The following is a 26,371-nucleotide window of genomic DNA, read 5'->3' on the forward strand; positions in this document are numbered from 1 at the left end:
CCCATGGCCCTCCCCGGCATCAGTAACGGCAACGAGTTTTATTCCGCCCACTATCTGGAAAGCGTGCTCACCGGCGACATCAAGAAGGTCCGCGAACGCTGGACGGACGAGGCCAGGGCCCAGCTGGAGGCGAATCCTGCCGCTGATGTGAGCACCCCGGATGCACGCTTCCGGGCGCTTCGCAAACCATGGCAGAAACTCAGGGAAGCCGAGCTGGGCATCAACAACGATCCCGCCGAACGGCTGCGGCTGCAGCGGGAGCTGTTCTTCCGGCCGCTGTGCGAGGCCCTGGGCTACCCCTTCACCCCGCGGGCGGAGCCCGTGCTGATCGGCGGTGAGGCGTTCCAGGTGCCTCTGCTGGGGGAGGTGAGCAACGCCAAGGGCGAGCCCTGGCTATGGCTGGTGGAGTGCTTCAACCCAAGCGATGGAGAGGCTGACCCACTTGAGCTCACCATCGCCACCACGTGGGGTTGCCAGATCGACGACCCGTCGCTGGGCGCGGTGCTGACCGATGGCGACGGCCAGGGCGAGGAAACCTGGGAGGAGCTGATCAGCGAGCGGGTGTTCGGCCAGGAGATTCCACCACGCTGGGTGCTGGCGGTGAGCCGCGACCAGCTGCTGTTGATCGACCGTCAGAAGTGGGCCGCCTCACGGCTGCTGCGCGTTGAGTTCGACACGCTGCTGGGCGAGAACAACCCCGATGCCGTGCTGGCAGCGGCCACCCTGCTGCACCGGGAGCACACCTGCCCGAGCGGGGGTGGCACGCCGCTGCTGGATGAGCTGGATGAGAACAGCCACAAGCACGCCTATGAGGTGAGCGGCGATCTCAAGTACGCCCTGCGCCGCTCGATCGAGCTGCTGGGCAATGAGGTGGTGGCGTTTATCAAGGCCCAGAAGAAGGGGGTCTACGAGGAGCGGCTGGATCCGGAGCAGCTGACGCTGGAGCTGCTGCGCTTCATGTACCGGCTTCTTTTCCTGTTCTTCATCGAGAGCCGGCCGAAGGAGCTGGGCTACGCCCCGATGGGCAACGACGTGTACCGGCTCGGCTACAGCCTGGAGAGCCTGCGCGCTCTCGATACGGCCGAGCTGGCCACGGAGGAAGACCGCGAGAGCACCTACATCAGCGAATCCCTGGATCGGCTGTTCCAGATGATCTGGGAGGGGTACCCGAAGCGAGGCGAGCAGGAGGCCGTGCAGCCGCACCTCACGGCAGAGAAGCCTGAGTTCGACACCTTCCAGATCGTGCCGCTGCGCTCGCACCTGTTTGATCCGGAGCGGCTGCCGATCATCAATGGCCTGCTCAAGGACGAGAAAGGCGACAAGCGCTGGCCGAAGGTGCGCTTCCGCAACGCTGTGCTCCGGCAGGTGATCGAGATGATGTCGCTCACCAAGGAAGGCAAGGGCAAGCGGCGCGGCCGGGTGAGCTACTCGCAGCTAGGCATCAACCAGTTGGGGGCGGTGTATGAGGCGCTGCTCAGCTTCACCGGCTTCTTCGCCGAGGTGGATCTCTACGAGGTGCAACCCGCCCCGAAGAAAGCCAAAGCTGCCGCCATTAAGACGACGACGATCTCGACACTGGCGATGAGGAAGACAGCGACGAAACGAGCAAGGCAAGCGGTCAGCAACACGATGAACTGGAGGTGGGCCACTTCGTGACCGCCGAGCAGCTCAAGGCCTATAAGGCCGAGGAGATCGTGCCCGATCCACTCACCGGCAAAGCCAAGAAATACGAGAAGGGCAGCTTCCTCTATCGCCTGGCGGGCCGCAACCGCCAGAAGAGCGCCAGCTATTACACGCCGGAGGTGCTCACCAGTTGCCAGATCAAATACACGCTCAAGGAAGCGCTGGTGGACAAGAGCGCTGCCGAGATCCTCCAGCTGAAGCTGCTGGAGATGGCGATGGGATCGGCCGCCTATCTCAATGAGCTGGTCAACCAGCTGGCCCAGGCCTACCTGGAGCGGCGCCAGCAGGAAACGGGCAAAACCATCCCCCACGAGGGCTTCCAGCAGGAACTGCAGAAGGTGAAGATGCGCCTGGCCGATCAGAACGTGTTCGGCGTGGACCTCAACCCGGTGGCGGTGGAGCTGGCGGAGGTGAGCCTGTGGCTCAACAGCATCTTTGCGCCGGAGCAGGGGCGGGCGTTTGTGCCCTGGTTCAGCCAACAGCTGGTGTGCGGCAATTCGCTGCTCGGGGCGCGCAGGCAGATCTACAGGGTGAGCCAGCTGCCCACGGGCACCGGCCGCAAAGCGAAACCCACAAGGCTCTGGCATGACCACGCGCCTGAGGAGCTGGCCTGGGATGCGGCCTTGCCGGCCGACGGGATCTTTCACTTCCTGCTGCCCGATCCGGGCATGGCCGCCTACTCCGACAAGGTGATCAAGGAGCTGGAACCCGAAGCGATCGAGCGCTGCAAGCGCTGGAACAAAGCCTTTGTGGGCGAGGCCTTCACCGAGGCCCAGATTGACCACCTGTTGCGCCTGAGCCAATTGGTGGATGGGCTCTGGAAGAAATGGGCCCACGATCAGACGGCCCTGCGCCAGCGCACCACCGATCCGTTACCGGTGTGGGAAGACCCCACCGACACTGAGGACGGAGCATGGACCCCACTGAGCCTGAAGGACCGCATCCAGGACCAGGAAGTTCTGGGCCGCGATGTGGCCAACACCAATGCACGGTTGCGACTGAAGTGGGCGATGGACTACTGGGTGGCGCTGTGGTTCTGGCCGATCCGCCAGGCGGGGCAGCTGCCGAGCCGCGATGAGTGGCTGATGGAGCTGAGCATGATCCTGGGCGACCTGGAACAGGGGATCACACCGGAGCTGGGGCAGGGAAACCTGTTTGCCGATACCCAACCGAAGCAGCTGGCGGTGAACTTCAGCGACCAACACGGTTTTGTGAATGTGAACAAGCTGCTCGAAGACTTCGAGCGTCTGCGCCAGGTGCAATCGGTGGTCGAACGCGTCCGGCCGCTGCACTGGGATCTGGAGTTTGCCGATTTGCTGGCGGCTGGCGGCTTCGGCCTGATCGTGGGCAACCCTCCCTGGCTGAAGGTGGAGTGGGAGGAAAAGGGCGTGATCGGTGACGCCGACCCGATGGTGCTGATCCGCAAAGTGAGCGCCAGCGAACTGGCGAAACGGCGCAAGGAGGCGTTTGAGGCTCATCCAGATCTGCGGGCGGCTTATCTGGAGGAGTTTGAGGGGCAGAACGGCAGCCAGGCGTTTCTCAATGCGGTAGCGAACTACCCGCTGCTGAAGGGAAGTCAGTCCAACCTCTACAAGTGCTTTCTCCCCCAGGCCTGGCGTGTGGCTACAGGCCAAGGCGTGCAAGGATTTTTGCATCCCGAAGGAGTCTATGACGACCCGAAAGGCGGAGCACTGCGTGAGGTACTCTATCGTCGACTCAGGAATCACTTCCAATTCGAAAATCAGCTTTCAGTATTCTCAGAGATTCATCATAACACTAAGTTTAGTATCAACCATTACGGATCTCAGCGGCGCCCTAGCTTTACTCATTTTTGCAATATCTTTCGAACCAGTACGATCGATGCATCGGCTAGGCACAATGGTACCGGCCTAGTCGGCGGCATTAAGAACGAGGCAAATCAATGGAATACTGAAGGGCACCAACGGCGCTTTATTCCTGTTGACATACAGAGGCTGGAATTGTTTTCACGGCTATATGATGACCCTGGAACGCCGGCGGGACAGGCGAGACTTCCCGCACTTCATTCACAGCAACTGCTAAGCGTTTTGGAGAAGCTAGCCGCCTCCCCAGGCAGACTTTGTGATATTAAGAAGCGCTATATGGCCACCAAGATGTGGGACGAGACTTTCGCAGTAAAAAAAGACCTTACCATCCGACCTGGCACTTCTTTCCCGCCCTCAATCTCTGACTTAGTGCTTTCAGGCCCCCATTTCTTCGTTGGCACGCCAATCTACAAGACCCCACGATCAATCTGCTCGCAGAACAGCCACTACGACACCATTGACCTCATCACACTCCCAGGCGATTACGTTCCCAGAACAAACTATCATCCAGATATCTCTAGAGAAGAATATCGAGCCAGAATGCCATATGTGCCGTGGGGAAACAAAAAGCCAGTATCGGATTATTATCGTATTATAAGCCGAAAAAGGATTAGCCAGTCGGGCGAAAGAACCTTGATTTCATCAATTTGCCCGCCAGAAGTGGGGCATATCAATGGATGCTACTCCCATATTTTTTCCGATTCTCTTGATCTTGCGCACGTGGCATGCCTTTTCATGTCGCTGCCTATTGATTTCTTTATTAAAACAACTGGCAAAGCTGATTTCATGGAGAACACTGCTGATCAGCTTCCCCTAACGACATCTGCATCCAACTCTTCAATACGTACTCTCGCCCTCAACTGCCTCACCACCCACTACGCCGATCTCTGGAGCGAATGCTGGGACGAAGCCTTCCGCCAGCAACGCTGGGCCAAACAGGATTCCCGCCTCCCCAACAGCTTCTTCACCAACCTCACCCCCACCTGGCAGCGCGATTGCGCCCTGCGCACCGATTACGCCCGCCGCCAAGCCCTGGTGGAGATCGATGTGCTGGTGGCCCAGGCCCTCAAGCTCACCCTCGAAGAACTGATCACCATCTACCGCGTGCAGTTCCCGGTGATGCAGCAATACGAACGCGACACCTGGTATGACCGCAACGGCCGCATCGTCTTCACCGCCAGCAAGGGCCTCACTGGTGTCGGCTTCCCCCGCAAAGGCTCAGGCCGTGGCCCCAACAAGACCACGGGATGGGAAGACATCGCGGACATGACCTCCGGCACCGTCTCCCGCACGACCATGGATGACACCCTGCCTGGGGGGCCCGTGGAGCGGACGATCACCTATGAGGCGCCATTTGATCGCTGTGATCGGGTGGCGGACTACCGGATTACCTGGGAGTTCTTCGAGAAGGAGGGGATCGGCGCATGACCATCTACGAAGACACCAACTCCAAGCCTCTACTCGATCTGCTGGATCGGATCCACAGCGGCGACATGGTGTTGCCCGATTTCCAGCGCGACTTCGTCTGGGAGCCCAGTGCCACCCAGGCACTTATCGTCTCCATCGCTAACAACTACCCGGCCGGCAGCATCCTCCGGGTCCGCGACCTTCAGCGCGCTTTCTCCAGCCGTGAGTTTGAAGGTGCTCCACTGCCCACCACTGAGCACACCTTCCTCGTGCTCGACGGCCAGCAGCGGCTCACCTCGCTCTACCAGGCCTTCTATGGCGTTGGCGATCACCGTTACTACCTTGACATCCGCGCCCTCATCGACGGTGCCGACTTTGAGGACGCCATCGGCTACCTCAGGCGCACTAAAGGTGCCGTGGCCAGGCGAGAGGCGTTTGTGCTGCAGGCTGAACAGCTGCTCTTGCCGCTGTCTGTACTCCACAAGGGCAGTACCGGCTTCTCCAGGTGGGCTTCCCAGGTAGCTCGCACCCGCCAGGGCGCTGAGCGCGACCAACTGGAGGATCAGCTGCAGGAGCTGGAAGCTCGGTGGATCAACCGCATTGACCAATACGTCTTCCCTGTCGTCACCTTGTCTGCCGAAACCGAGCCGGCAGCCCTCTGCACGATCTTCGAAACGCTGAACCGCACCGGCGTGAAGCTCAGCGTGTTCGAGCTGCTCACCGCTCGCTTCTGGAGTCAAGACCTCAAGCTGCGCGAACTCTGGGATCAGGCCCGCAGCGATCACCCGCTGATCGCCCACTTCGATGTGGATCCTCACTACGTGCTGATGGCCATCGCCCTGGCCGGCGGCAACACCCCGAGCTGCAAGCGCGGCGACGTGCTCAACCTCACCGCCGACACCGTCACCCAGTGGTGGCAGCCGGTGATTGAGGCCCTGGCGCTCTCCCTCACGATCCTCCACGACGACTGCTGGGTGCTTGAGCCTCGCTGGTTGCCGTTCAACACCATGCTCGCTCCCATGGCTGCTGCCCTCGCACGAGCTGGCGCCACCAGGGGCGTTGCAGTTGGTGCCCAGCGGGAGCAGATCAAGCGTTGGTTCTGGTGCTCGGTGTTCAGCCAGGCCTACGAGAGCTCCCCCAACACCCAGAGCAGCCGTGATGTGGGAGAGCTGATCCCCTGGCTCAGGGATTCAGCGGCACCGGCTCCCGAAAACGTGCGCAGTTTCCACTTCAACCCCGAGCAGCTGCGCGATGTCACCCCCAGGCAGCGCTCCCTCTACCGCGCCACCATCTGCCTGATCCTCGCCAGCGGCGTACGCCCTCTCGATTTCCACAGCCGTGCCGTGCTCAACGATCAACTCCTGGTCAGCAGCGGCATCGACGATCATCACATCTTCCCAGCAAAATACCTGGAAGACCGCGGCATTGAGTCCCGTCCTCGCGACTGCGTACTCAACCGCTGCCTGATTGACAGACAAACCAATCAGCGCATCAGCTGTCGCGCTCCATCCGACTACATGGCGGAGTTGCGCGATGAGCTGGGTTTCCCCATGGCGATGGTGCTCGGCAGCCACTTGATTCCCCATGGGGGCGAGTCGGGACTTTGGACCGACTCCTTTGAGCAGTTCCTGCAGCAGCGGCTGGAGCTGATCAGCTCGGCCATTGGCGAAGTGACAGGCATGATCTATCCTTTGGATGGGTAGATCTGCCACATAGCTGCATATCTTTTTCATCATATTCATCTTTACGCCAGGCCAAACCGATGACAGATCATGCCTCCCATCCGATCCTCAGCTATCCAGAGGAAGCTCGAATTGCCTATGTCTCCCTCTTGGGAGAGCTCTGCTATGTCGATCGTCAGTTCGATGACCAGGAACGCATGCAGCTTGAACAGCAGATGAATGTGCTCGATATCTCGGATCAAGGAAAGGCGCGCGTCTATGCTGCCGTCTATGACCTGAGAGACTCACACAGAGAGGCCATCATCGCTGGCATCAAGGCTCTTTCTGATTCGGATCTGCGCTTCACGCTGATCACAGATCTGTTCATCATAGCCCTGGCCAACAACTATATCTCGGTCGAAGAGCAGGATTACGTCTTTGAGATTGGCCGCAAGCTCGGAGTAGAAGATGAGCAGATCAAGGCCATCAAGCAAGTTCAGTTTGGCCTCTGGCAACTCCGGAATACTCCCAGCGATTCTGACTCATTTAAAAAGCTCATCAAGGAATCTGCGGCAAACCTGGCCGGAGCCGGTGTTCCCATCGCGGCGGTGGCCGCCTCGGGCTCTGTATTCGGCCTCAGCGCCGCTGGTATCACCTCCGGTCTCGCAGCCTTGGGTGCGCTGGTTGGCGGCGGGATGTTGGCTGGCACAGTCCTCGTTGTTCCCGCCATCGCCGTAGGCTCAGTTTGGGGCGTCAAGAAACTTGTTGACCTTGTGACCAAATCGGACTAATCCACTCTCCTAACTCCTAACTCCTAACCCCATCGACAGAGACATGACCGACTCTTCCATGACGCCAAGTGAACCCAGGACGTCCGGGGCCCTGCTAGCTCAGGGGCTGATCGATAATCTTCCAGTGATTATTGATGGCCTCAAGGAGGTCTACGCCCTACGAACCAAAAAGCAGGCTTTCCAGGCAGCTCTTCAGTCGCGCTGCGCTGAACTCCAGATCAACAGTCAGAACTTTTCCTCCCTGGTCCAGGGGCTCACGGAACTGTCCAAGAGCGATGGAAGCGATGAAGAAACCAAGGCCATGTACCGCGAGATGATCCGCAGTCTCTTTGACCTATTCGCAACTCGCTCGCGAGACTCTGGCGCGTTTTCCGAGTTCATGAATTCCTGAGACGAGCGATGTGGGGGATCAATCCTGTTGTTGTTGGCCAGATCCTGGGTGCCACTATCTTGAAAGACATTCTTTCCAGCAAGCATGGTGCTCCAAAGATCATTCGAGACAAGATCGCTGTTTACGCTGCAAATAAAGATATTGCCATGGCCAAGGCTATGGCGCGTTCAGTTGCTCAGCAAGAAGCAAAGCTTTATACCGAGCTAAAGGATCAATTGCGGGGGCAACTGCCAGAAGACGAGTGGAGACAGATCTTTTCGGAGTGATGGTGCTCAGCAGCTCAGCCGTCGCCTCGGTGGTTGCCGCCGCTGGGTGGCGGTCGGTCGCACCGGTGAGCGACTGGATCTGGCCGCCACACCATGAACAGCGCCCATACCACCACCATGCAGCCCATGCCTTTCGGCAGATCAGCGGCCAATCCGACCCAGGCCGGCCTGGCGAATTGCTTAAACGCTCGATCTGGGCAATGATGCGTGCATCTGCACAACCAGCCCAGGTTCTCCGATGCCTCCTGCCCTAGCTCCGCTCCCCCAGGAGCCGCTCACCAAGTCCGATGCCCAGTTGGTGGCCGAGGCCTGCAATCGTGCGGCCCAGGCTCTGGGCCTCACGCGCGACGAGCTGAGCGCCGTGGTGGGCAAGCACCGCACCAGCATCGAACGCACGGGCTTGGATCCCAGTACCAAAGAAGGCGAGCTGGCGCTGCTGTTCGTGCGGGTCTATCGCAGCCTGCATGCCCTCATGGGTGGCGATCAGGCCCTGATGCGCCACTGGATGGAGCAGCCCAACCTCCACTTCGGCCAACAGCCGCCGCGTCAGTTGCTGGCGCGCGTGGAAGGCCTCACCCGCGTTGTCAGCTACCTCGATGCCCTCCGCGGCTGATTGCCAGGCTGCCCCCCTGCTCCCTCTTACGGGGGCGCTGGTTCGCATCACCGATCGACAGGGCGAAAGCGGCACCGCTGATCTGGTGGATGGGCTCCTGGAACAGGCACGCCTGGAGCAGCTGATCGACACGGTGAAGCCGCCGATTCCCTGCGACTGGGCTGATGCTTCCGAAGGCCGGCCGATGCCGTCGCACCCGCTGTTGCTGACTCCCTTTCGCTATCCGCCCCTGATCAGTGGCTCTCGCTTTGGGCGCCCGCACCAGCGCCATCTCTTCTACGGGGCGCGATCGCTGGAGACGGCTCTGGCCGAGCGCTCCTTCCACGCCCTGCGGATGCTGGAAGACTCGCCGCTGCCCGAAGGTGCCCGCCTTCAGCGCCTGCAGACCGCCTTCTCGGTAGAGATCACAGCGAAACGCGGCCTGTCGTTGCAGACCCACCTCACACCCGAGGCCCTGTCTGCCATCACGGATCCCAGCAGCTACGCAGCCAGTCAGCGCTGCGGCGATGCCATGCGGGAGCGCGGCGTTCAGGCCTTCGAAGTGCCGTCGGCCCGCTCCCCCCAGACGCCTCCTGTGGTTGGGGTCCTCACCCCCTATGCCTTCAGCAGCACGCCGTTCGATTTCCAGGACTGGACTCTGGAGATCAGCGCCGAAGGGGTGACGGCTGTGTCCTTTGCAGGGGGGCTCAAGGGAACCTTCGCCAGGGAGCAGTTTCTGGTGGACGGGCGCTGGCCCGTGCCGTGAGCAGGTGGTTCCATGCAGGGCCTGCATCCATGCAGAACCACTGGCAATACTGAGATCTCGCCTATCCTGAAGATCCAGAGTCTGGCTCGATCTTGCTCCCCTCCGTTGTAGCCAGCGAGCTGGAGCAGGTGGCCGCCGACGCCATCCGCACGGCCTTTCACCCCACCACACCCGGTTTCGCGGGGTTGATCGATCGCTTTCTCGACGATCGCGAGCGCCTCTTCAAGGGGCCCTACGTGACGGTGGCGCTGCCCTTTCACCAGGGCTCCAGCCGCAACTGGTTCCCCCAGATTCCCCTGCCGTTCCCGCCCTACCGCCACCAGGAGAAGGCCTTCGATCGGCTGTTGCCCGGCAGTCCGCGCAACACCCTGGTGGCCACCGGCACCGGCTCCGGCAAGACCGAGTGCTTCCTGCTGCCCCTTCTGGAGCACTGCCGCCAGCAGCACGCCCAGGGCATCCGTGGCATCAAGGCGATCCTGATCTACCCGATGAATGCCCTGGCCACCGACCAGGCCCGGCGCCTCGCCGATCTGATCCACACCATCCCTGCCCTGGCGGGCCTGCGCGCCGGCCTCTACATCGGCTCGGACGATGAGGCGAAAACGGCGGCGATGACGGCCTCCAGCGTCATCACCGACAAGGACGCCCTGCACAAGGCCCCACCCGACATCCTGCTCACCAACTACAAGCAGCTCGACTATCTGCTGATCCAGCCCCACGTGCAGAGCCTGTGGGAGCACAACGGCCGCCTGAGCGATGGCACCAGCGTGCTGCGTTACTTAGTGGTCGACGAGTTCCACAGCTTCGATGGCGCCCAGGGCACTGACCTGGCCTGCCTGATCCGCCGCCTGCGCGATCGCCTCCACTGCCCCGGCGAGGAGCTGGTGTGCGTCGGCACCTCGGCCACCCTCGGCGGTCCCGAGTCGCGAGAGGCCATGCTCACCTACGCCGGCCAGATCTTCGCCAGCCGGTTCGAGTCCGCCGCCCTGATCGAAGAGGAGCGCCTCAGCCCCGAGGAGTTCTTCACCGGTCACACCGCCTATGGCGATCCCGACAACGGCGGCCTGTTCGCCTTGCCACTGCCCGGCCTCGACGCCGTCGATCGGCTCGACCCCGAACACGCCACCGCGGCTGAGGCCTACATCGCCACCCAGGCGGCCCTCTGGCTGGGCGACACCCTCCCTTCTCCACCGGAAGGCAACGTTCACGACGACGGGTGGCGCCTGGCCCTGGGCTGGCAGCTCGGCACCCTGCCGGCCGTGCACAACCTCGTGCGCCAGGCCGCCGGCACCTGCTCGATCGAGGAGCTGCTGGAGCGCTTCTCCCGCCAGCTGGGTCTGGGGGATCGGTATCCCCGCCGCTACCGCGTGTTGCTCCTGGAAAGCCTGCTGGCGCTGGTGGCCCATGCCCGCCGCTCCACCACCAGGCTCGATGGTCAGGCGGTGGTGGTGCCCTGGCTCAACCTGCGCGTGCAGCTGTGGTTGCGGGAGCTCAAGCGCATGGTGGCCTCGGTGGAGGCCGAGCCCCAGCTGCGCCACTCCGATGATCTGGCCGGCAGCGACATCAGCCTGCACCTGCCGGTGGTCCATTGCCGCGACTGCGGCGCCACCGCCTGGACCTCCACGGTGCTCAATTCCGGCAGCAACAGGCTGGATCGGGCCAACAACCTCAGGTCCTTCTACAAGGCCTTCTTCTCCGGCGCCCCCGAGCTCCGCTACCTCTTCCCCCAGGGCCCCGCGGCCAGGGCCGACAGCTGCAGTCACCAGCTCTGTGCCTCCTGCCTGTCGTTCCACCCCGCCAAGGAGCTGGTCGAGGCGACCCCCACGGGCGCCTTGCCCGTCTGCCCCACCTGTCAGAGCCGGGAGCTGGTGCCGGTCGACATCCCCGACTGCAGCACCGTTGACGAGCACAACCACCCGCGCGTCAGCCGCGACTGCCCCTACTGCAACGCCCAGCAAGGCCTGCTGTTGATCGGCTCGTCAGCCGCCAACCTCACCAGCACCTGGAGCGCCTCGCTGTTCGCCTCCGCCTTCAACGGCGACAAGAAGCTGCTGGCGTTCTCTGATTCGGTGCAGGATGCCGCCCACCGCGCCGGCTTCATTGCCGGCCGGGCCTACCGCACCTCCTTCCGCACCGCCCTCACCACCACGGTGCAGCAGGCAGATGGCCCCCTGCCGCTCGATGCGCTCCAGGAACGCTTGATCAGCCATTGGCAGCAGCGCTTCCCCAACCCCGTCGACTTTGCCGCCACCTTCATTCCCCACGACCTGGAGTGGCTCAGCGAGTGGGATGCCCTCCAGCAGCAGCTCACCCCAAGCCTGGAGGCCAGCGGCACGCTGATGCGTTATGGCTGCGATCGGCTGCGCTGGGACGTGGCGGCCGAGTTCGGCTACCGCGCCCGTCTGGGCTCATCGGTGGAGCAGGCCGGTGCCCTGGCCGCCGCCGCGGATCCGGCCGCCGTGAACAAGCTGCTGCCGGGCCTGCTCGGCCGGCTTGAGAACGAGATCGAGCCCCTGCGTGGCCTGCGCCTCGGCCAGCTGCAGCAGTTGGTGGTGGGCCTCCTGCAGCACCTGCGCCAGCGCGGTGGGCTGGCCCTTCCCGAGCTGGTGGGCCGCGAGGGCAAAACCAGCGAGTACCTCGACAGCGGTGGCGAGAACACTTACCCCTTCAATCAGATCCCGTACCTCCCCGGTTTCGGGCGCAACTCGACCCGGCCGATCTTCCTCACCAGCTTCCGCGGCAAGGGGCGCTTCGAGCAGCTGGTACGCGAATCCGGCCGCCCCACCTGGGCCCAGCACTGGCTGCTCCGCACCCTCTCCCCAGCCGCCCCCCTCGACGCCGAGCAGCAGAAGGAAGCCCTTCATGCCGTGGTGGACGCGCTCGGCCAGGCCGGCCTGCTGCTGCAGTTCAGCGGCCCGCGGAACGAGCGGATCTGGGCCATCCCGCCGGCGGTGATCACGGTGAGCAGTGAGGCCCACGCAGTGCGCTGCGAGGACTGCGGTGACAGGCACAGTGTGCCCACTGAGCAGCTGAGCCTCTGGGATGGCCTGCCCTGCCAGGTGCGTCATTGCGCCGGCCGCTACCGGCCCGATCCCCGCGGCGGCCTGCAGCTCTACCGCCGCCTCTACCAGCGGGGTGAGGTGCATCGCATCGTGGCCCGTGAGCACACCGGCCTGCTTGAGCGCGGCGATCGGGAGCGGCTGGAAACCCAGTTCATCCGGGGTGAATTCCGCAGCGATCCCAACTTGCTTTCGGCCACCTCCACCCTGGAGATGGGCATCAACATCGGCGATCTCTCTTCGGTGCTGCTGGCGTCGGTGCCACCGGAGCCCGCCAACTACCTGCAACGCATCGGCCGCGCCGGCCGCCGCGATGGCAACGCCATGGTGGGCACCGTGGTCACGGGCACCGCCCACGACCTTTACTTCTTCTCCGATCCGCGCGAGATGCTGCAGGGGCAGGTGAATCCGCCCGGCTGCTATCTCGATGCGGCCGCCATCCTGCGCCGCCAGCTGCTCGCCTACAGCCTGGATCGCTGGGTGGCCAGTGGCCTCGATCACCTGGCCCTGCCCCGCAAGCTCAAGCCGGTGCTCGATGCCGTCGAGAAAGCCAGCGCCGGCAGCATTCCCGAGCAGTTCCCCTACACCTGGCTCGGCTGGGTGCAGGCTCAGCAGCTTGATCTGCTGGAGCGTTTCTGCGCCTTGTTCGGCGAGGAGCTGCAGCCCGCCAGCCGCCGCGATCTGGGCCTGTTCCTGCTCACCCCCGCCGCTGGCGCCGGAGGAGATGGCGCCTTCGATGCGCCCTTCGCCGCCCCCTTCGCGGAAGAGCTGCTGGCCCGCCTGCGTGATCTGGTGGCCGAGCGCAAGCGCCTCGGCGCCGAGGCCCGCAAGCTGCGGGAGCGCTTCAACAAGCTGTGCGAGCGCCCCGACGACGGCCTTACCCCCGAGGAGCGGGACGCCAAGGACGCCATCCGCCGCGAACAGTTCGCCTACAACCAGCTGCGCAAGGACCTCGACAGCCGGCCCCTGCTGGCGATGCTCACCGATGAAGGCTTCCTGCCGAATTACGCCTTCCCCGAATCCGGTGTCACGCTCAAATCCGTGCTCTGGCGCAAGTTGCCGGGCCGCTCAGGTGAGGGGCGAAGCGGTGCAGGCCGACGCAGCGAGGAGCTGCCGCCGCTGAGCTACGAGCGCCCCGCCAATGTGGCCATTCGCGAGCTGGTGCCCGATGGCCAGTTCTATGCCCAGGGCCGTCGCGTCAAGGTGGATCAGGTCGATCCCAACCTCAACAAACCGGAACGCTGGCGCTTCTGCCCCTCATGCTCCTACACCAGCCGCGAGACCGAGGACGACTTCACCCGCAAGGAGTGTCCCCGCTGCGGCCACAGTGGCTACGCCGATCACGGCCAGATCAAGGAGATGGCTCGCCTGCGCCAGGTGCAGGCCACCACCGAAGACGCCCGCAGCCGCTTCGGCGACGACTCCGACGAGCGCAATCCGCTCTTCTTCCACCGCGAACTGCTGATCGTTCCCGACCACAGCCGCCGCGAGATCTCATTGGCCATCGCTGATGAAGACTTCCCGTTCGGCGCGGAGTACCTGGCCAGCACCACCTTCCGTGAGATCAACTTCGGCGAGCAGGCGGTGGTGGGCGCCACCCATGCCATCGCCGGCAAGGCCCTCAAGGTGAAGGGCTTTGAACTCTGTCGCCACTGCGGCAAGGTGCAGCACGGCCCGCCCAAGGCCACCAACCACACCTGGGCCTGCAAGTACCGCGACAAGCCTGACGACGCCCAGCTGCGCCAGCTGCTGTTCATGTACCGGGAGTTCAACTCCGAAGCCCTGCGTTTCCTGCTTCCCGGCGCCAGCTTCTGGGATGAGGCGGGCCAGCCCTCCTTCATCGGTGCCCTGCACCTGGGCCTGCGCCAGCGTTTCGGCGGCAAGGTGGATCTCCTGCAATCCGCCCTCGGCGAAGAACCCCAGCCCGGAAGCCAGCAGCGCAAGACCTTCCTCTACCTGTTTGATTCGGTGCCCGGCGGCACCGGCTATGTGCGCCAGCTGATCGAGGCCGGAGCCAAGGATCTGCGCTCGGTGTTCGAGCAATCGCTGCAGACCCTGCAGGCCTGCTCCTGCAGCGATGGCTGCTACCGCTGCATCTTCATGTACCGGCAGCGTTTTGATCGCGAACGCACCAGCAAGCGCCGTGCGATCGAGCAGTTGCAGTCGATCCTGCGCCGCTGGGACGACCTGCACCCCACCGACAGCAGCCTTTCGGAGGTGGTGATCAACACCCGCGCCGAAAGCGAACTGGAACTCCGCTTCATCGAGAAGCTGCGGGAGGGCAAGGGCGCTCCGCCAGGCGTCACCGTCACCCTGCGGGACGACTTCATCAAGGGCAACAAGGGCTACCTGCTCACCTTCAGCAGCGCCCAGGGCCACAACGGCAGCCCAGCCCTGGTGAGCTGGAAGGTGGAGCAGCAGGTGCCGATCGGCGAAGCCGAAGGGGTACGCGCCTTCTCCCGTGCCGACTTCCTGCTCACGCCCACCGCTGGCGGTAAACCAATCGCCATCTACACCGATGGCTGGGAGTATCACCGCGGCCGATTGGCCACCGATGCCGAGCAGCGCATGGCCCTGCAGCGCAGCGGCCGCTATCTGTTCTGGGCCCTCAGCTGGGACGACGTGGTGGAGGCTCTGCCTACCGCCCAGCTGCCGCTCGATCCCAATGGCCTGACGGTGGGGGTGATCCCGGCCTTCGCCAGCAAGCCCGAAACATTCATCGCGCGTTGGTGGCCCCCTGGGCTTCTGGACAGCCTGTCTGTGCCGCCGCCGCTGATGCCCCGCCAGGCCCAGCTGGCCAGCAGCCTGCAGCTGCTGATGGCCTACCTCGCCAATCCCTCCGAGGCCCTGTGGCAGGGTATGGCGCAGCAGTTCTGCCTGGCCCAGGCCTCGCCCCTGGCGATCGATTCCCCTGAACTTACGGCCGCTGCCGAGACCTTGGCGCTGGGGGCGCACGTCCAGGAATGGCAAGGCGCTGAGCCCTCACGCCGCGTTGGCCAGCACCTCACCCCCGCTCCCGGGCTGCAGATCCACAACCTGGTGGATATGGGCCTGCATGAGCGGCGCCATCCCGCCGCCAGCTTCCGGGCCATTCACCTGCAGGCCGATGCCGCCGGCCCGGAGCCGCAGAGACAAGCCACCTGGCGGGAGTGGCTGCGCCAGGGCAATCTCTTCCAGTTCCTCCCCCACCTGCTGCTCTCCACCCCTGGCTGGGGCGGCAACGAGGAGCCGGCCGCGGTGGATCCGCCCCAGGTGTGGGTGAGCGCCAGCACGGGAGAAAACCCGCCCGATGGGCCCGCCGCCCAGGAAGCGGCGGCGGCCGGGCAGCAGCGGGCCTGGCTGGAGCTCGGCCGCTACGCCCCTCAGCAGGCCCAGCCGCTGCTGGTGGCACTGGCGGCTGCCTGGCAGAGATCGGATCTGCCCATGCCGGAGCAGGCGTTCGAGCTGGAGGGGACCCGTGGTGAGGTGCTCGCCCAGGCGGAGCTGGCCTGGCCTGAGCAGCGGCTGGCGGTGACGGTGGATCAAACCGACGCCGATGCCTTCGCCGCAGCAGGCTGGCGTTGCTGGCCGTTGGAGGATCCTCCCGGCAGCACGGCCGCCGCCATCCGCGAGGCGCTCGCAACGTCCTGATTCACACCCCGAACCTGCCATGAGCGAGCCCCGTCTCACCGTTGCCCTCTCCAACGACTTCTTCAAGGCGTTTGGCAAGTTGCCTGAGAAGGCGCGCGGCAAGGTGGCCACCTTCCTCTCCAAGTTCCGCGACAACCCCCGCAGCCCAGGGCTCAACTACGAGCACATCGAGGGTGGCAAGGACCCCTTCATCCGCTCGATCCGGGTGGATCAGGACATCCGCTGCATCGTGCGCGCCCCCGAAGCGGGCGACACCTACGTGCTGCTCTGGATCGACAAGCACGACGACGCCTACCAATGGGCACGGCGACGCACCTGCCATGTGAACAGGGTGTCCGGCGCGCTGCAGGTGGTGGATGTCGAGGCCGCCGAAATGGCCGTGGGGGATGCCATCGCCGCCGCCGTCACCGAGGCCCTGGCGAACCAGGCGCCGGCGGAGCAGGCCTCTGCCCAGGCCGGATCGCTATTCGCGCACTGCAGCGACGACCAGTTGATGCTCCCGGGTGTTCCCGAGGCCCTGCTACCGGCCGTTCGGGCCGTCAGCAGTGAAGACACCCTCAGCCGTCTGATCGAGTGGGTGCCGCAGGATTGCGTCGATGGTCTGATCCTGCTGGCCGATGGCCGGCCGATCGAGGCGGTGATCGACGAGCTGGAACGTCAGCGGCCCTCCACCATCGACCCCACCGATGTGGCCGCCGCCCTTGAGACCCCGGAGAGCAAAGCCGAGTTCCTGGTCATCACGGATGACGACGTGCTCGAGGCCATGCTGTCCGCGCCGCTGGAGCGCTGGCGTGTGTTTCTCCACCCCAGCCAGCGCCGACTTGTCGAGCGTCACTGGAGCGGTGCCGTGCGGGTTCTCGGCGGTGCCGGCACCGGCAAGACCGTGGTGGCCATGCATCGTGCCCGCTGGCTTGCCCATCAGCTGCTCGAATCCGGCGCCGCCGGTCGGGTGCTGTTCACCACCTTCACCCGCAACCTGGCCACCGACATCCGCGCCAACCTGACCAAGATCTGCAGCCCCGAGGAACTGCAGCGTCTGGAGGTGATTCATCTCGATGGCTGGGTGATGACGTTTCTCAAGGGTCAGGGCCTGCAGGTGCGGGTGTTCAACGACGAGGCCCGCGACAGCTGCTGGAGCCTGGCCATGGATGTGGCCGAGACGTCGCTGGGTCTCGATGAGCGCTTCTACCGCGAGGAGTGGAAAGACGTGGTGCTCGCCCAGGGCTGCCGCAGCCGCGACGACTATCTGATGGCCCGGCGGGTCGGACGCGGCACCCGTCTCAACCGGCAGCAGCGTGCCCAGATCTGGCCCGTGTTCGATGCGGTGCGTGCCGAATTCCGCCAGCGGGGGCTGTGGGAACCGGAGGAAGCCAAGCAGATCGCCGCCGACCTGCTCAACCGCTCCGGCCCGCCGCCCCCCTATGCCGCCGTGGTGGTGGACGAGGCGCAGGATCTCGACCTGGCCTCCTTTTCCCTGCTGCGCGCCCTGGTGGGTGAGCCCCGCGCCAACGACCTCTTCATCGTCGGCGATCCCCACCAACGCATCTACGGCAAGCCGGTGGTGCTGAGCCGCTGTGGCATCGATGTCCGTGGCAGGGCCCGCAAGTTGCGCATCAACTACCGCACCACCGAGGAAACCCGCGCCTGGGCCACCGCCGTGCTTCACGGCCTCGACTTTGACGACCTGGACGGCGGCAGTGATCAAGCCAGCGATTACCGCTCGCTGCTCCACGGCGACCATCCCTTGGTGCGTGGATTCGAGGATCCGGCCGAGGAGCAGGCCTTCCTGGTCAGCACCTTGCGGCAGCTGCGTGATGCGCAACAGTCCCTGGCGTCCACCTGCGTGACGGCCAGAACCAGGAAAGCCGTCGAGAAGCTCGTTGCCTCGCTTGAGGCCGAGGGCTTCGCCACCCGTGTGATCAACGCCGATGAGTCCGACGACCCCAGCGATCCTGCGCTGCGTCTGGCGACGATGCATCGCGTCAAGGGTCTGGAATTCGACCAGATCTTCCTGCCGGGTCTGACGGACGATCAACTTCCCCTGCGACGCATCATCGATGGGTGCCCCGACCAGCTCTCCAAAGCGCTGTTCGAGCAGCAGGAGCGTTCACTCCTGCATGTGGCCGCCACCCGCGCCAAGAAGCGGGTGGTCGTGAGTTTCAGCGGCAAGCCCTCCTCCTTCATCGCAACCGCTGGGAAGCCTTCGGCCTGAATCCAACGCCTCCGCCCATGGCCAATCCCACCCGAATTCACCAGCTCCTCAATCGGCTCTACGCGGTCTGTGATGAGCTGAGTAAGGAATGTGATGGCAGACCCTGTACCCCATCCGGTTGATGTGGGCCGTTGTCTGTGACATCTCCATGACCCGGGTTGTGCAAGCCGCCGCCCTCCTCTCCCTCGGCCTGGCACCGGGCGTCGATCCGATCGGCACCTGCCGCGAACTCGGCGTGATGATGGAGCCCTCCGCCCCGGGGGCTGGAGCCGCCGACGGTGAGGCTGAAGAAGGCGAGCAGGAAGGCAACGATTGAGGGCCGTGGGCCGGGCGGCTCCCGCCGCAGCACCCCCCTTGGCGTGGGAAACGGGGTCTTGTGCCCCTTGATGCGCACCGACATCGTTATCGACCGAATGGACCCGCCCCAGCGCAAGGTGATCGACACCAAGTTCACCAATGTGCTCGGCCGAGGCTGGTATCGGGAGCAATCGCTCAAGACCGGCTACGTCTACCAGCTCTATGCCTATCTCCGCTCCCAGGCGCGCAACGACGATCCCCTCGCGAACGGCGCCGATGGCTTGCTGCTCCACCCCGCGATCGATGGCGCCTTCGACGAATCGTTGCGGATCCAGGGGCACCGGATGCGTTTTACCACGGTGGATTTGGCTGGTAGCCACGCGGTCATCAGGCAGCGGCTGCTGGAGCTGGTGGAGCCGACACGGGCTCTCGCATCCACCGGCTCCGCGTAACGGACCGGTCCTCTGAATTACCATGAAGAAGCTTAGGTAATTCACGTCGTGCGCAGCACCATCACCTCCCGCGGCCAGACCGTCGTGCCTGCCCCGATTCGGGAGCGCTTCGGGCTCGGGCCGTCCTCCCGCCTCGAGTGGATCATCGACAGCGACGGCTCCATCCGCGTGGTGCCCGTCGACCTCGATCCGATCCGCGCCTTCCGTGCCTCCGGTGCCGGTGGCAGCACCGCCCGCCTGCTGGCCGACCGCAGCCTCGACCGGGCGAAGGAGCGCTGATGGCCTCCCGCTGGTTGCTCGACACCTCCGCCCTGCTCGCTCTGCGGGACGATGAGTCCGGTGCCGACCAGGTGGCCGGCTTGCTTCAGGCAGCCCAGACCGGCGAGAGCCATTGCTTCGTCTGCTTCATGAGCCGCATGGAGGTGCTCTACCGCGTCTGGAAGGACGAAGGCGAACGCCGGGCACGCCTCGCCGATGCCCAGTTGCAGGCGCTGCCGATTCAGTGGGTGCCGGGCAGCGACGCTCTGTCGGAGCAGGCGGCTGCGTTCAAGGCCGGCCATCCTCTGTCCGTCGCCGCTGCCTGGATCGCCGCTGCCGCCCGGCAGGAAGGGGCCGTGCTGGTGCATCAGGACCCGGAATTCAATGCCCTCGCCCAGCTCCCCCAGCAATGGCTGGGCTGATGCTGGACGCCTTTGATCCGGGCAAGGTGAGGGCATCTGTTGATAACGGGCCAGCTTCGCTACGCCAGGTTCAACGCCCTTGAGGTGAGCATGACGTCGCTACCAACCCCGGAAGCTGCCGCCGCCCAGGCCGCGCGCACCATCGCTCTCCAGATGCTGGAAGAGCGGGGCCGGGGGGCGGTGCTGGTGGGTGTGGCGAGGGTGGATGCGGCGCTGGAGCACCTGCTTCAGGCGCTGATGGCTCCGGCAACGGACAAAAGGGATGGACTGTTCCTGCCCGATCGTCCTCTTGGTTCCCTCGGCGCCAAGGTGGCCCTGGCGCGCCGGCTCGGGCTCATCGATGAACCCGTGGAGCGGGCCATCTCTGCCCTGCGCAAGCTGCGCAATGCCTTCGCCCACTCTGCGGAGTCCGCTTCCCTGGCTGATCCCGCCCACAGCTCACGCTTGGCCGATGTCTACACCGAAGCCCGGGCCAATCCCCTCTGGGCGCCACTGGAAACCGCCCTGGATGCTCAGCCCGTCTCCGCCCATGGCCCCCTGGAGCCTGCCCTGCGCGACTACATCCTGCTGATCACCATCCTGGTCGCCTTCCTGGAAGCTGCTGCCCAGCAGCTCACCCCGATCCAGCCGCCGGTGGTGATGGGGCTCGCAGGCATCAGCCGGGTGGGGAACGCCAAGGACCCCTGAGCTGGCCTCTGCAACGGGTCACCCACGCCCCACCGGCACCCCTTACCTTGCCCTCCGTCGTGTCCGATCGCCCATGACCAGGCTTGCGTCGCTCGCTGCCCTGCTGGCCCTTGGGCTGGTGGCCGGCTGCGGCCGCCCCGACGGCCGGGCCCTTCAGATGATTGCCTGCCAGCAGGTGGCCAACACGATCGACCTCCAGTCGGTCAGCCAGATGGACGCGCTCCGTAAGGCCCTCGGTCTGGCACCGGGCATCGATCCGATCGGCACCTGCCGCGAGCTCGGCGTCAAAATGGAGCCCGAGGCCCCGGGGACGGGCGGAGCCGGCGGTGGGGCCGAAGAGGCAGAAGAAGGCGAGCAGGAAGCCAGCGAGTGAGGGCCGTGGGCCGCTAGGCCGCCTGCAGCACCCGCCATCGGCCCCGCAGCACCTGCCTCAGCGCCGCCATCGCCTCGCCGCTGTCCTCGCCGCTCTCCGGCAGCCAGCCCAGCCAGGGCAAGCCGTCGCGTCGGCGCTCGCTGGGCACCCAGTCGCCGCCCACCTGCAGCAGGCCGGCCAGGGGCACCTGCCAGCGCTCCAGCAGGGCGGCGCCGGCCGCCGGCAGTCCGGTGTCTAGCTGCTCACCGCGCACCACCAGCAGGCAGGGCTGGCGCCAGGCGCCGAGCGCCTCGGCCCAGCTGCCGCCCCGCTCCAGGGGCAGGCCGGGATCGAGGGGCAGGGCGGCCAGCCAGGGGCTCGCCGCCTCCGCCGTCAGGGCCGCCAGGCCGGCATCGGGATCGCCGGCGCCCGCCAGCTCCCGCAGGGCCACGCCCTCGGCGGCGGCCAGCCGTGCCGCCACCGCCGCCAGGCCCTCCAGCTCCTGCTGTCGCCCCAGGCCCACCAGCAGCAGGCCGCCCTTCGGCTCCGCATCGAACCCTGAAACCGACATGGTTGTTTGCACTCTCCGGGCCGGCTCGCTTCTACCATCGTGCTGCGAAGCATCGCCGCCTGCGCCCTTGTCCACTTTCTCAACCGCTGAACGGGTGGAGCAGAGCGGGCATCCGCCCCTCACCAGCCACGACCCCCGGCGGCTGCGGCTGTTCTGCGGCAACGCCAACCCCGATCTGGCCCGTGAGATCGGCGCCTATCTCGGCGTTCCCGACGGCCCGCGGGTGATCAAGCGCTTCGCCGACGGCGAGGTCTACATCCAGATCCAGGAGTCGATCCGCGGCTGCGACGTCTTCCTGATCCAGCCCACCTGCGCTCCGGTGAACGATCACCTGATGGAGCTGATGATCATGGTGGATGCCTGCCGGCGGGCCTCGGCGCGCCAGATCACCGCGGTCATCCCCTACTACGGCTACGCCCGCGCCGACCGCAAGACCGCCGGCCGCGAATCGATCACCGCCAAGCTGGTGGCCAACCTGCTGGTCAAGTCCGGCGTCGAGCGGGTGCTGGCCATGGACCTGCACTCCTCCCAGATCCAGGGCTACTTCGACATCCCCTGCGATCACATCTACGGCTCCCCCGTGCTGGTCGACTACCTCGCCACCCGCGATCTCGGCGAAGTGGTGGTGGTCTCCCCCGACGTGGGCGGCGTGGCCCGGGCCCGCGCCTTCGCCAAGCAGATGAAGGATGCGCCCCTGGCCATCATCGACAAGCGCCGCTCCGGCCACAACGTGGCCGAGAGCCTCACCGTGATCGGCGATGTGACCGGCAAGACGGCGATCCTGATCGACGACATGATCGACACCGGCGGCACCATCTGCCAGGGAGCTCGGCTGCTGCGCCAGCGGGGCGCCGCCCGGGTGCTGGCCTGCGCCACCCATGCCGTCTTCTCCCCCCCGGCCATCGAGCGCCTCTCCGAGCCGGGCCTGTTCGAGGAAGTGGTGGTCACCAACAGCATCCCCCTGGGCCCGGATCTCCACTTCCCCCAGCTGCGGGTGCTGTCGGTGGCCAACATGCTCGGTGAGGCGATCTGGCGCATCCACCAGGAGAGCTCGGTCAGCTCGATGTTCCGCTGAGCGCCACCGCCATGGAGGCTCCCGCTGCACCGGCCCATCGGGTGCCCCTGAAGCGCTTCGCCCGCCTCAAGCGCCACCTGCCGGTGCCGCTCACCGTGCTCGTGACGGCCCTGCTGGCCCTCACCGTGGGGGCGCCCAGCCTTGCCGTCGCCCAGGGCCGCCTGCCGAAGGGGTTTGAGCGCCGCGTGGGGGTCTGGCTCACCAACAGCCCCAGCCCCCTCTATTACGACGCCAAACGCATTGAGACCGCCGTGGCGCAGCTCGACGCCGCCGGCTTCAACACCCTCTACCCCAACGTCTGGAGCCGCGGCGCCACCTTCCACCGCAGCCGCTGGGCGCCGCTGGAGCCGGCCCTGGCCCGCTCCAACCCCGGCCTCGACCCCATCTGCCGCTTGACCAAGGCCGCCCATCGCCGCGGCATGCAGGTGATCCCCTGGTTCGAGTACGGCCTGATGGAGCCGGCCGATGCGGAGGTGGTCCAGCGGAACCCGGAGTGGGTGCTGCGCCGCTCCGACGGCAGTGCCCTCTACGCCATGCACGGCGCCAACCTCAAGACCTCCCCGCTCAAGGACCTGCGGGTGTGGTTGAACCCGGCCCACCCGGGGGTGCGGGCCCGCTTCATCGGCCTGATCAAGGAGATCGTCCAACGCTGCGGCGTCGACGGCATCCAGCTCGACGACCACTTCGCCTGGCCGGTGGAGCTGGGCTACGACCCCTACACCCGGGCCCTCTACCTGGCGGACACCGGCCGGGAGCCTCCCGCCAACTTCAACGACCGCTACTGGATGAAGTGGCGGCGCCAGCGGCTCACCGCCCTGCTGCGGGAACTGCGGGGCACGATGCAGGAGGCGGGCGGTTCGCGGCGCACGGTGATCAGCCTGTCGCCGGGGCCCTTCCGCTTCGCCTACAACCACTGGCTGCAGGACTGGGAGCTCTGGGCCCTGGGCGAGCTGGTCGACGACCTGATCGTCCAGAACTACGCCTATTCGGTGAAGGGCTTCGCCCGCGACCTCGACCAGCCGGCGCTGGTGAAGGCCCGCCGCTGGGGCATGCCCGTGGAGATCGGCATCCTCTCCGGTTTCGGCGGCCGCACCCCCGACATGGCCATCCTCGAGCAGAAGGTGCGCCTCTCCGCCGCCCGCGGCCACGGCGTGATCTTCTTCTACTGGGAGGGGCTCTGGGGCCAGCACGCCGGTCCGGAGGGGGCCGCCTTCCGCCAGGCGGCCTTCCGCCGCCTCAACCGCGAGGTGTTCGGCGGTCGTTAGACGTCTGACGTTCCAGGAGAAGCATCCGATCTCTCCAAAGACACCCCTGCCCTAGAAGCCTCAGCAGAACCTGCTCTTGAGGTGAATTCGGAAACCATTCTGTTTGACGACAATCCGGTTGGGGGTCGCACCAAGCTCACAGACGCCTGATGGGTCAAATGAGGGAGTTGCTACGGAGAAGCTCGGTTGCAGACCGTCGATTCAGAGGAGGAGAAAAGATATAGCCTTGCCCCAGCTGACAATGAATGGATTGCAAAAAGGAGAGCTGACTGGTCGACTCCACGCCTTCGGCGACAACCGTGATTTTCAGATTCAGAGCAAGACTCACGATGGCTTTGACAATTTCACGTTTGTAAGTATCTGTCTCCAAGGATGTGATGAATGTCCGATCAATCTTTAGGCAGCTGATGGGGAATCGATGGAGGTAGTTCAGCGACGAATAGCGCGTGCCAAAGTCATCCAAACACACTTGGATCCCCCTGTCCCGAAGCTGCTCCAGAATCAGAGCTGCGAACTCAGCATTGTTGATCAGAACCCCTTCTGTGATTTCAATCTTCAGTTTGGAGCCACAGATGCCAGTGTCTTCCAGCACTTGATCAATGCGAGAGATCAGTTCCCCATTGGAGAAGTGTCTTCCTGAGAGGTTGACACTGACTTTCAGATGGGAAAGCTCCGGAAACTCCTGTTGCCAAAGCTGCATCTGCTGCACAGCTTGACGCATCACCCAGAGATCAATGTCAGCGATCAGGCCCGCTTCTTCGGCAACAGGGATAAACTCACCGGGATCAATCATTCCCCTGTCAGGATGCTGCCAGCGTACGAGCGCTTCAAAGCCTAAGATCTGGCGGCTGTCAAGATTGATGATGGGTTGATAATGCACACGGAATTCATCCCGATCGATCGCCCGTTGTAGGTCACTCTCAAGGTGTAGTTGCTGAACAGCGACCACATGCATGGACGAATCAAAAATCTCATAGCCAGCCCGACCTGCCCTTTTGGCGTGATACATGGCAATATCCGCATCCCGCAACATCTGATCAGAAGAGGTATAGCGTTCGGAGTCGAGAGTGATACCGATGCTGGTGGTGATAAAGATCTCTTGACCGCCCAGCACGATGGGCTGCTTCAGTTGCTGATGAATTCTCAGAGTGACATCAATGGCTTCACTGGGACTCTTGAGATCCTCCAGCAGAATGACAAATTCATCGCCGCCTAATCGGGCAATCGTGTCGCCCCTCCTGACGGAGACCTTTAGATGATCAGCGACTTTCTGAAGCAGTTGGTCACCGGTGCCATGCCCTAGGCTGTCGTTGACGACCTTGAAGCGATCGAGATCAAGAAACAGAACGGCAAAGCGATGACTGTTCGCCCAAGAAGACTTATCGTAACGTCGTTTTGCCAATTGCAAGGCATGCTCAAGGCGGTCAATGAACAGGATCCTGTTCGGTAAACCTGTCAAGGCGTCGTGGAAGGCGTCATGGCGCAGTCTCGCTTCAATGCGCTCTCGTTCGGCAATTTCCCGTTGTGCCTGCTCATACAATCTGGCTTGATGGATAGCGATCGCACACTGATCAGAAATGGTTTTGACGATGGCCACTTCATCCTCCGTCCACACACGCGATTGATCGCACTGCTGCAAGCAAATCCCTCCCAGATAGGTGTTTTGATAGATCAGTGGCATCAACATCGTGGAGCGCACGCCATCAGCCATCGCCTGTTGATGCAGGGCTTCTGGCAGCTGGTCCATCTCGTGCATCAAGACGGAATGGCTCTGAAGTAAGGATTCCTGATAGTAATTGTAAAGATCAGAACTGAGGCCAAGGATGTCAGAATGTTGCTCTGTACTCCTGTTCAGATAAGCAATAATTGCCTTGCTGCCTTCTTCGCAGTCAGGTTGAAAAATACAACATCGACTGACTTCAAGAATGTCATGGAGTTGATCCACAGTTGTCTGCAGCACATTCTGAAGAATCAGTGTTTCACGCATCGCTTGAACGATCTTATTCACCATCGCTTCTCGCTTGGCTTGGCGTTGAATCTGGCTGATGGCCTGTTGTTGTTGCCTTCGCAGCTCAAATTCCTCCAATGCTCGTGCCACGACCATGGGAAGCCGAAATAGACGATCCTTGAGTACGTAGTCAGTCATGCCCGCCTTGATGAATTCGACGGCGGCTTCCTCTCCAAGGCTTCCAGTGACAAGAATAAAAGGAATCTCTTGACCAGATTCCTTCAACATATCAAATGCCTGTGCCCCATTGAAGTGGGCCAAGCTGTAGTCGGAAAGAACAACGTCATAGCGGGCATTTGACAAATAGTGCTCTGCCTCGGCTGAAGACACCGCATTGTCATATCGAAAGGATATATGATTGGCTTCCAGGGTCAAGACAATGAGTTCAACATCTTCGGGAACATCCTCAACAATCAGGATATTCAAAAGACGATCTGTAATCCCGTAACCATCCCCTGCTTGGCTCCGTGAGGAGAGATCCATGTCACTTAGATGCTAATGAATTCATGCAGGAATCTCAGGCGCTCTGATAGGTAGCCCTGTTTCTGGGATCTTGGTTGATCAGCTTGTCAGTCCATGGAAGGATGCAATGACTCCTGTCCTGACGTGCTGCACACCTCATCTCATTCAAAAACCTCCTGTACGACCCCTTCTGCCTTTGGAGTGCCTGGCCCAAGGGGCT

20 protein-coding genes are annotated in these 26,371 nt (G+C 63.8%); 18 read left to right on the forward strand and 2 right to left on the reverse strand.

All coding sequences use genetic code 11. The features are described 5' to 3' along the window. Window positions 1-3: 3 nt before the first annotated feature. From CYAGR_RS18960 to CYAGR_RS01175, 16 genes are all read left to right on the forward strand, one after another. The gene (locus CYAGR_RS18960) at window positions 4-1,656 is read left to right on the forward strand and encodes a hypothetical protein (protein ID WP_245552568.1); all 1,653 of its coding nucleotides are present in this window, start codon (window positions 4-6) and stop codon (window positions 1,654-1,656) included. After that, a complete protein-coding gene (locus CYAGR_RS01115; protein WP_245552569.1) occupies window positions 1,653-4,955 on the forward strand; it encodes an Eco57I restriction-modification methylase domain-containing protein in 3,303 nt (1,100 codons plus the stop codon). The genes CYAGR_RS18960 and CYAGR_RS01115 overlap by 4 nt, the downstream gene beginning before the upstream one ends. Continuing rightward, entirely contained in the window at window positions 4,952-6,637 is a 1,686-nt protein-coding gene (locus tag CYAGR_RS01120; protein ID WP_015107901.1) for a GmrSD restriction endonuclease domain-containing protein, read from the forward strand. Before CYAGR_RS01115 ends, CYAGR_RS01120 begins: the two co-directional genes overlap by 4 nt. 59 nt (window positions 6,638-6,696) lie before the next feature. Next, window positions 6,697-7,386, forward strand: coding sequence for a tellurite resistance TerB family protein (locus CYAGR_RS17535; RefSeq protein ID WP_015107902.1), 690 nt, complete (start codon window positions 6,697-6,699; stop codon window positions 7,384-7,386). 43 nt (window positions 7,387-7,429) lie between these two features. Beyond that, window positions 7,430-7,777 carry a hypothetical protein gene (locus CYAGR_RS01130; protein ID WP_015107903.1) on the forward strand — a complete coding sequence of 116 codons (348 nt, stop codon included), beginning with the start codon at window positions 7,430-7,432 and terminating at the stop codon, window positions 7,775-7,777. An 8-nt stretch (window positions 7,778-7,785) separates the two neighbouring features. Then, a complete protein-coding gene (locus tag CYAGR_RS17995) occupies window positions 7,786-8,043 on the forward strand; it encodes a hypothetical protein (protein WP_156818336.1) in 258 nt (85 codons plus the stop codon). Between the two features lie 238 nt (window positions 8,044-8,281). After that, window positions 8,282-8,656 (forward strand): antitoxin Xre/MbcA/ParS toxin-binding domain-containing protein, encoded by a 375-nt coding sequence (locus tag CYAGR_RS01135; protein ID WP_015107904.1) that lies wholly within the window; start codon window positions 8,282-8,284, stop codon window positions 8,654-8,656. 85 nt (window positions 8,657-8,741) lie between these two features. Continuing rightward, window positions 8,742-9,401, forward strand: coding sequence for an RES family NAD+ phosphorylase (locus tag CYAGR_RS01140; RefSeq protein WP_051016990.1), 660 nt, complete (start codon window positions 8,742-8,744; stop codon window positions 9,399-9,401). Window positions 9,402-9,493: 92 nt separating this feature from the next. After that, entirely contained in the window at window positions 9,494-16,090 is a 6,597-nt protein-coding gene (locus CYAGR_RS01145; protein ID WP_015107906.1) for a DEAD/DEAH box helicase, read from the forward strand. A gap of 19 nt (window positions 16,091-16,109) precedes the next feature. Beyond that, window positions 16,110-18,302 carry a 3'-5' exonuclease gene (locus CYAGR_RS01150; RefSeq protein ID WP_015107907.1) on the forward strand — a complete coding sequence of 731 codons (2,193 nt, stop codon included), beginning with the start codon at window positions 16,110-16,112 and terminating at the stop codon, window positions 18,300-18,302. Between the two features lie 148 nt (window positions 18,303-18,450). Then, on the forward strand, window positions 18,451-18,618 hold the full coding sequence (locus CYAGR_RS18000; protein WP_156818337.1) for a hypothetical protein: 168 nt from the start codon (window positions 18,451-18,453) through the stop codon (window positions 18,616-18,618). A 70-nt stretch (window positions 18,619-18,688) separates the two neighbouring features. After that, entirely contained in the window at window positions 18,689-19,051 is a 363-nt protein-coding gene (locus tag CYAGR_RS01155) for an McrC family protein (RefSeq protein WP_156818338.1), read from the forward strand. A 48-nt stretch (window positions 19,052-19,099) separates the two neighbouring features. Then, a complete protein-coding gene (locus CYAGR_RS01160; RefSeq protein ID WP_015107909.1) occupies window positions 19,100-19,330 on the forward strand; it encodes an AbrB/MazE/SpoVT family DNA-binding domain-containing protein in 231 nt (76 codons plus the stop codon). Then, the gene (locus CYAGR_RS01165; protein WP_015107910.1) at window positions 19,330-19,731 is read left to right on the forward strand and encodes a PIN domain-containing protein; all 402 of its coding nucleotides are present in this window, start codon (window positions 19,330-19,332) and stop codon (window positions 19,729-19,731) included. The genes CYAGR_RS01160 and CYAGR_RS01165 overlap by 1 nt, the downstream gene beginning before the upstream one ends. A 90-nt stretch (window positions 19,732-19,821) precedes the next feature. Continuing rightward, the gene (locus CYAGR_RS01170) at window positions 19,822-20,418 is read left to right on the forward strand and encodes a hypothetical protein (protein ID WP_051017173.1); all 597 of its coding nucleotides are present in this window, start codon (window positions 19,822-19,824) and stop codon (window positions 20,416-20,418) included. A gap of 73 nt (window positions 20,419-20,491) precedes the next feature. Then, complete coding sequence (locus tag CYAGR_RS01175) at window positions 20,492-20,791, forward strand: hypothetical protein (protein WP_015107912.1); 300 nt, start codon at window positions 20,492-20,494, stop codon at window positions 20,789-20,791. Window positions 20,792-20,804: 13 nt separating this feature from the next. Here the strand turns inward: CYAGR_RS01175 and CYAGR_RS01180 are convergent, their stop codons facing one another. Beyond that, a complete protein-coding gene (locus CYAGR_RS01180) occupies window positions 20,805-21,341 on the reverse strand; it encodes a hypothetical protein (protein WP_015107913.1) in 537 nt (178 codons plus the stop codon). Between the two features lie 67 nt (window positions 21,342-21,408). Between CYAGR_RS01180 and CYAGR_RS01185 the strand changes: the two genes are divergently transcribed. Both CYAGR_RS01185 and CYAGR_RS01190 read left to right on the forward strand, forming a co-directional pair. Beyond that, entirely contained in the window at window positions 21,409-22,416 is a 1,008-nt protein-coding gene (locus CYAGR_RS01185) for a ribose-phosphate pyrophosphokinase (RefSeq protein ID WP_015107914.1), read from the forward strand. Window positions 22,417-22,427: 11 nt separating this feature from the next. Continuing rightward, window positions 22,428-23,681, forward strand: coding sequence for a glycoside hydrolase family 10-like protein (locus CYAGR_RS01190; RefSeq protein WP_015107915.1), 1,254 nt, complete (start codon window positions 22,428-22,430; stop codon window positions 23,679-23,681). Between the two features lie 154 nt (window positions 23,682-23,835). On the opposite strand, the gene CYAGR_RS01195 is transcribed toward CYAGR_RS01190, so the two are convergent. Continuing rightward, entirely contained in the window at window positions 23,836-26,172 is a 2,337-nt protein-coding gene (locus tag CYAGR_RS01195; RefSeq protein WP_015107916.1) for an EAL domain-containing protein, read from the reverse strand. Window positions 26,173-26,371 lie beyond the last annotated feature (199 nt).

This window comes from Cyanobium gracile PCC 6307 (genome assembly GCF_000316515.1).
Classification (GTDB): Bacteria; Cyanobacteriota; Cyanobacteriia; order PCC-6307; family Cyanobiaceae; genus Cyanobium; species Cyanobium gracile.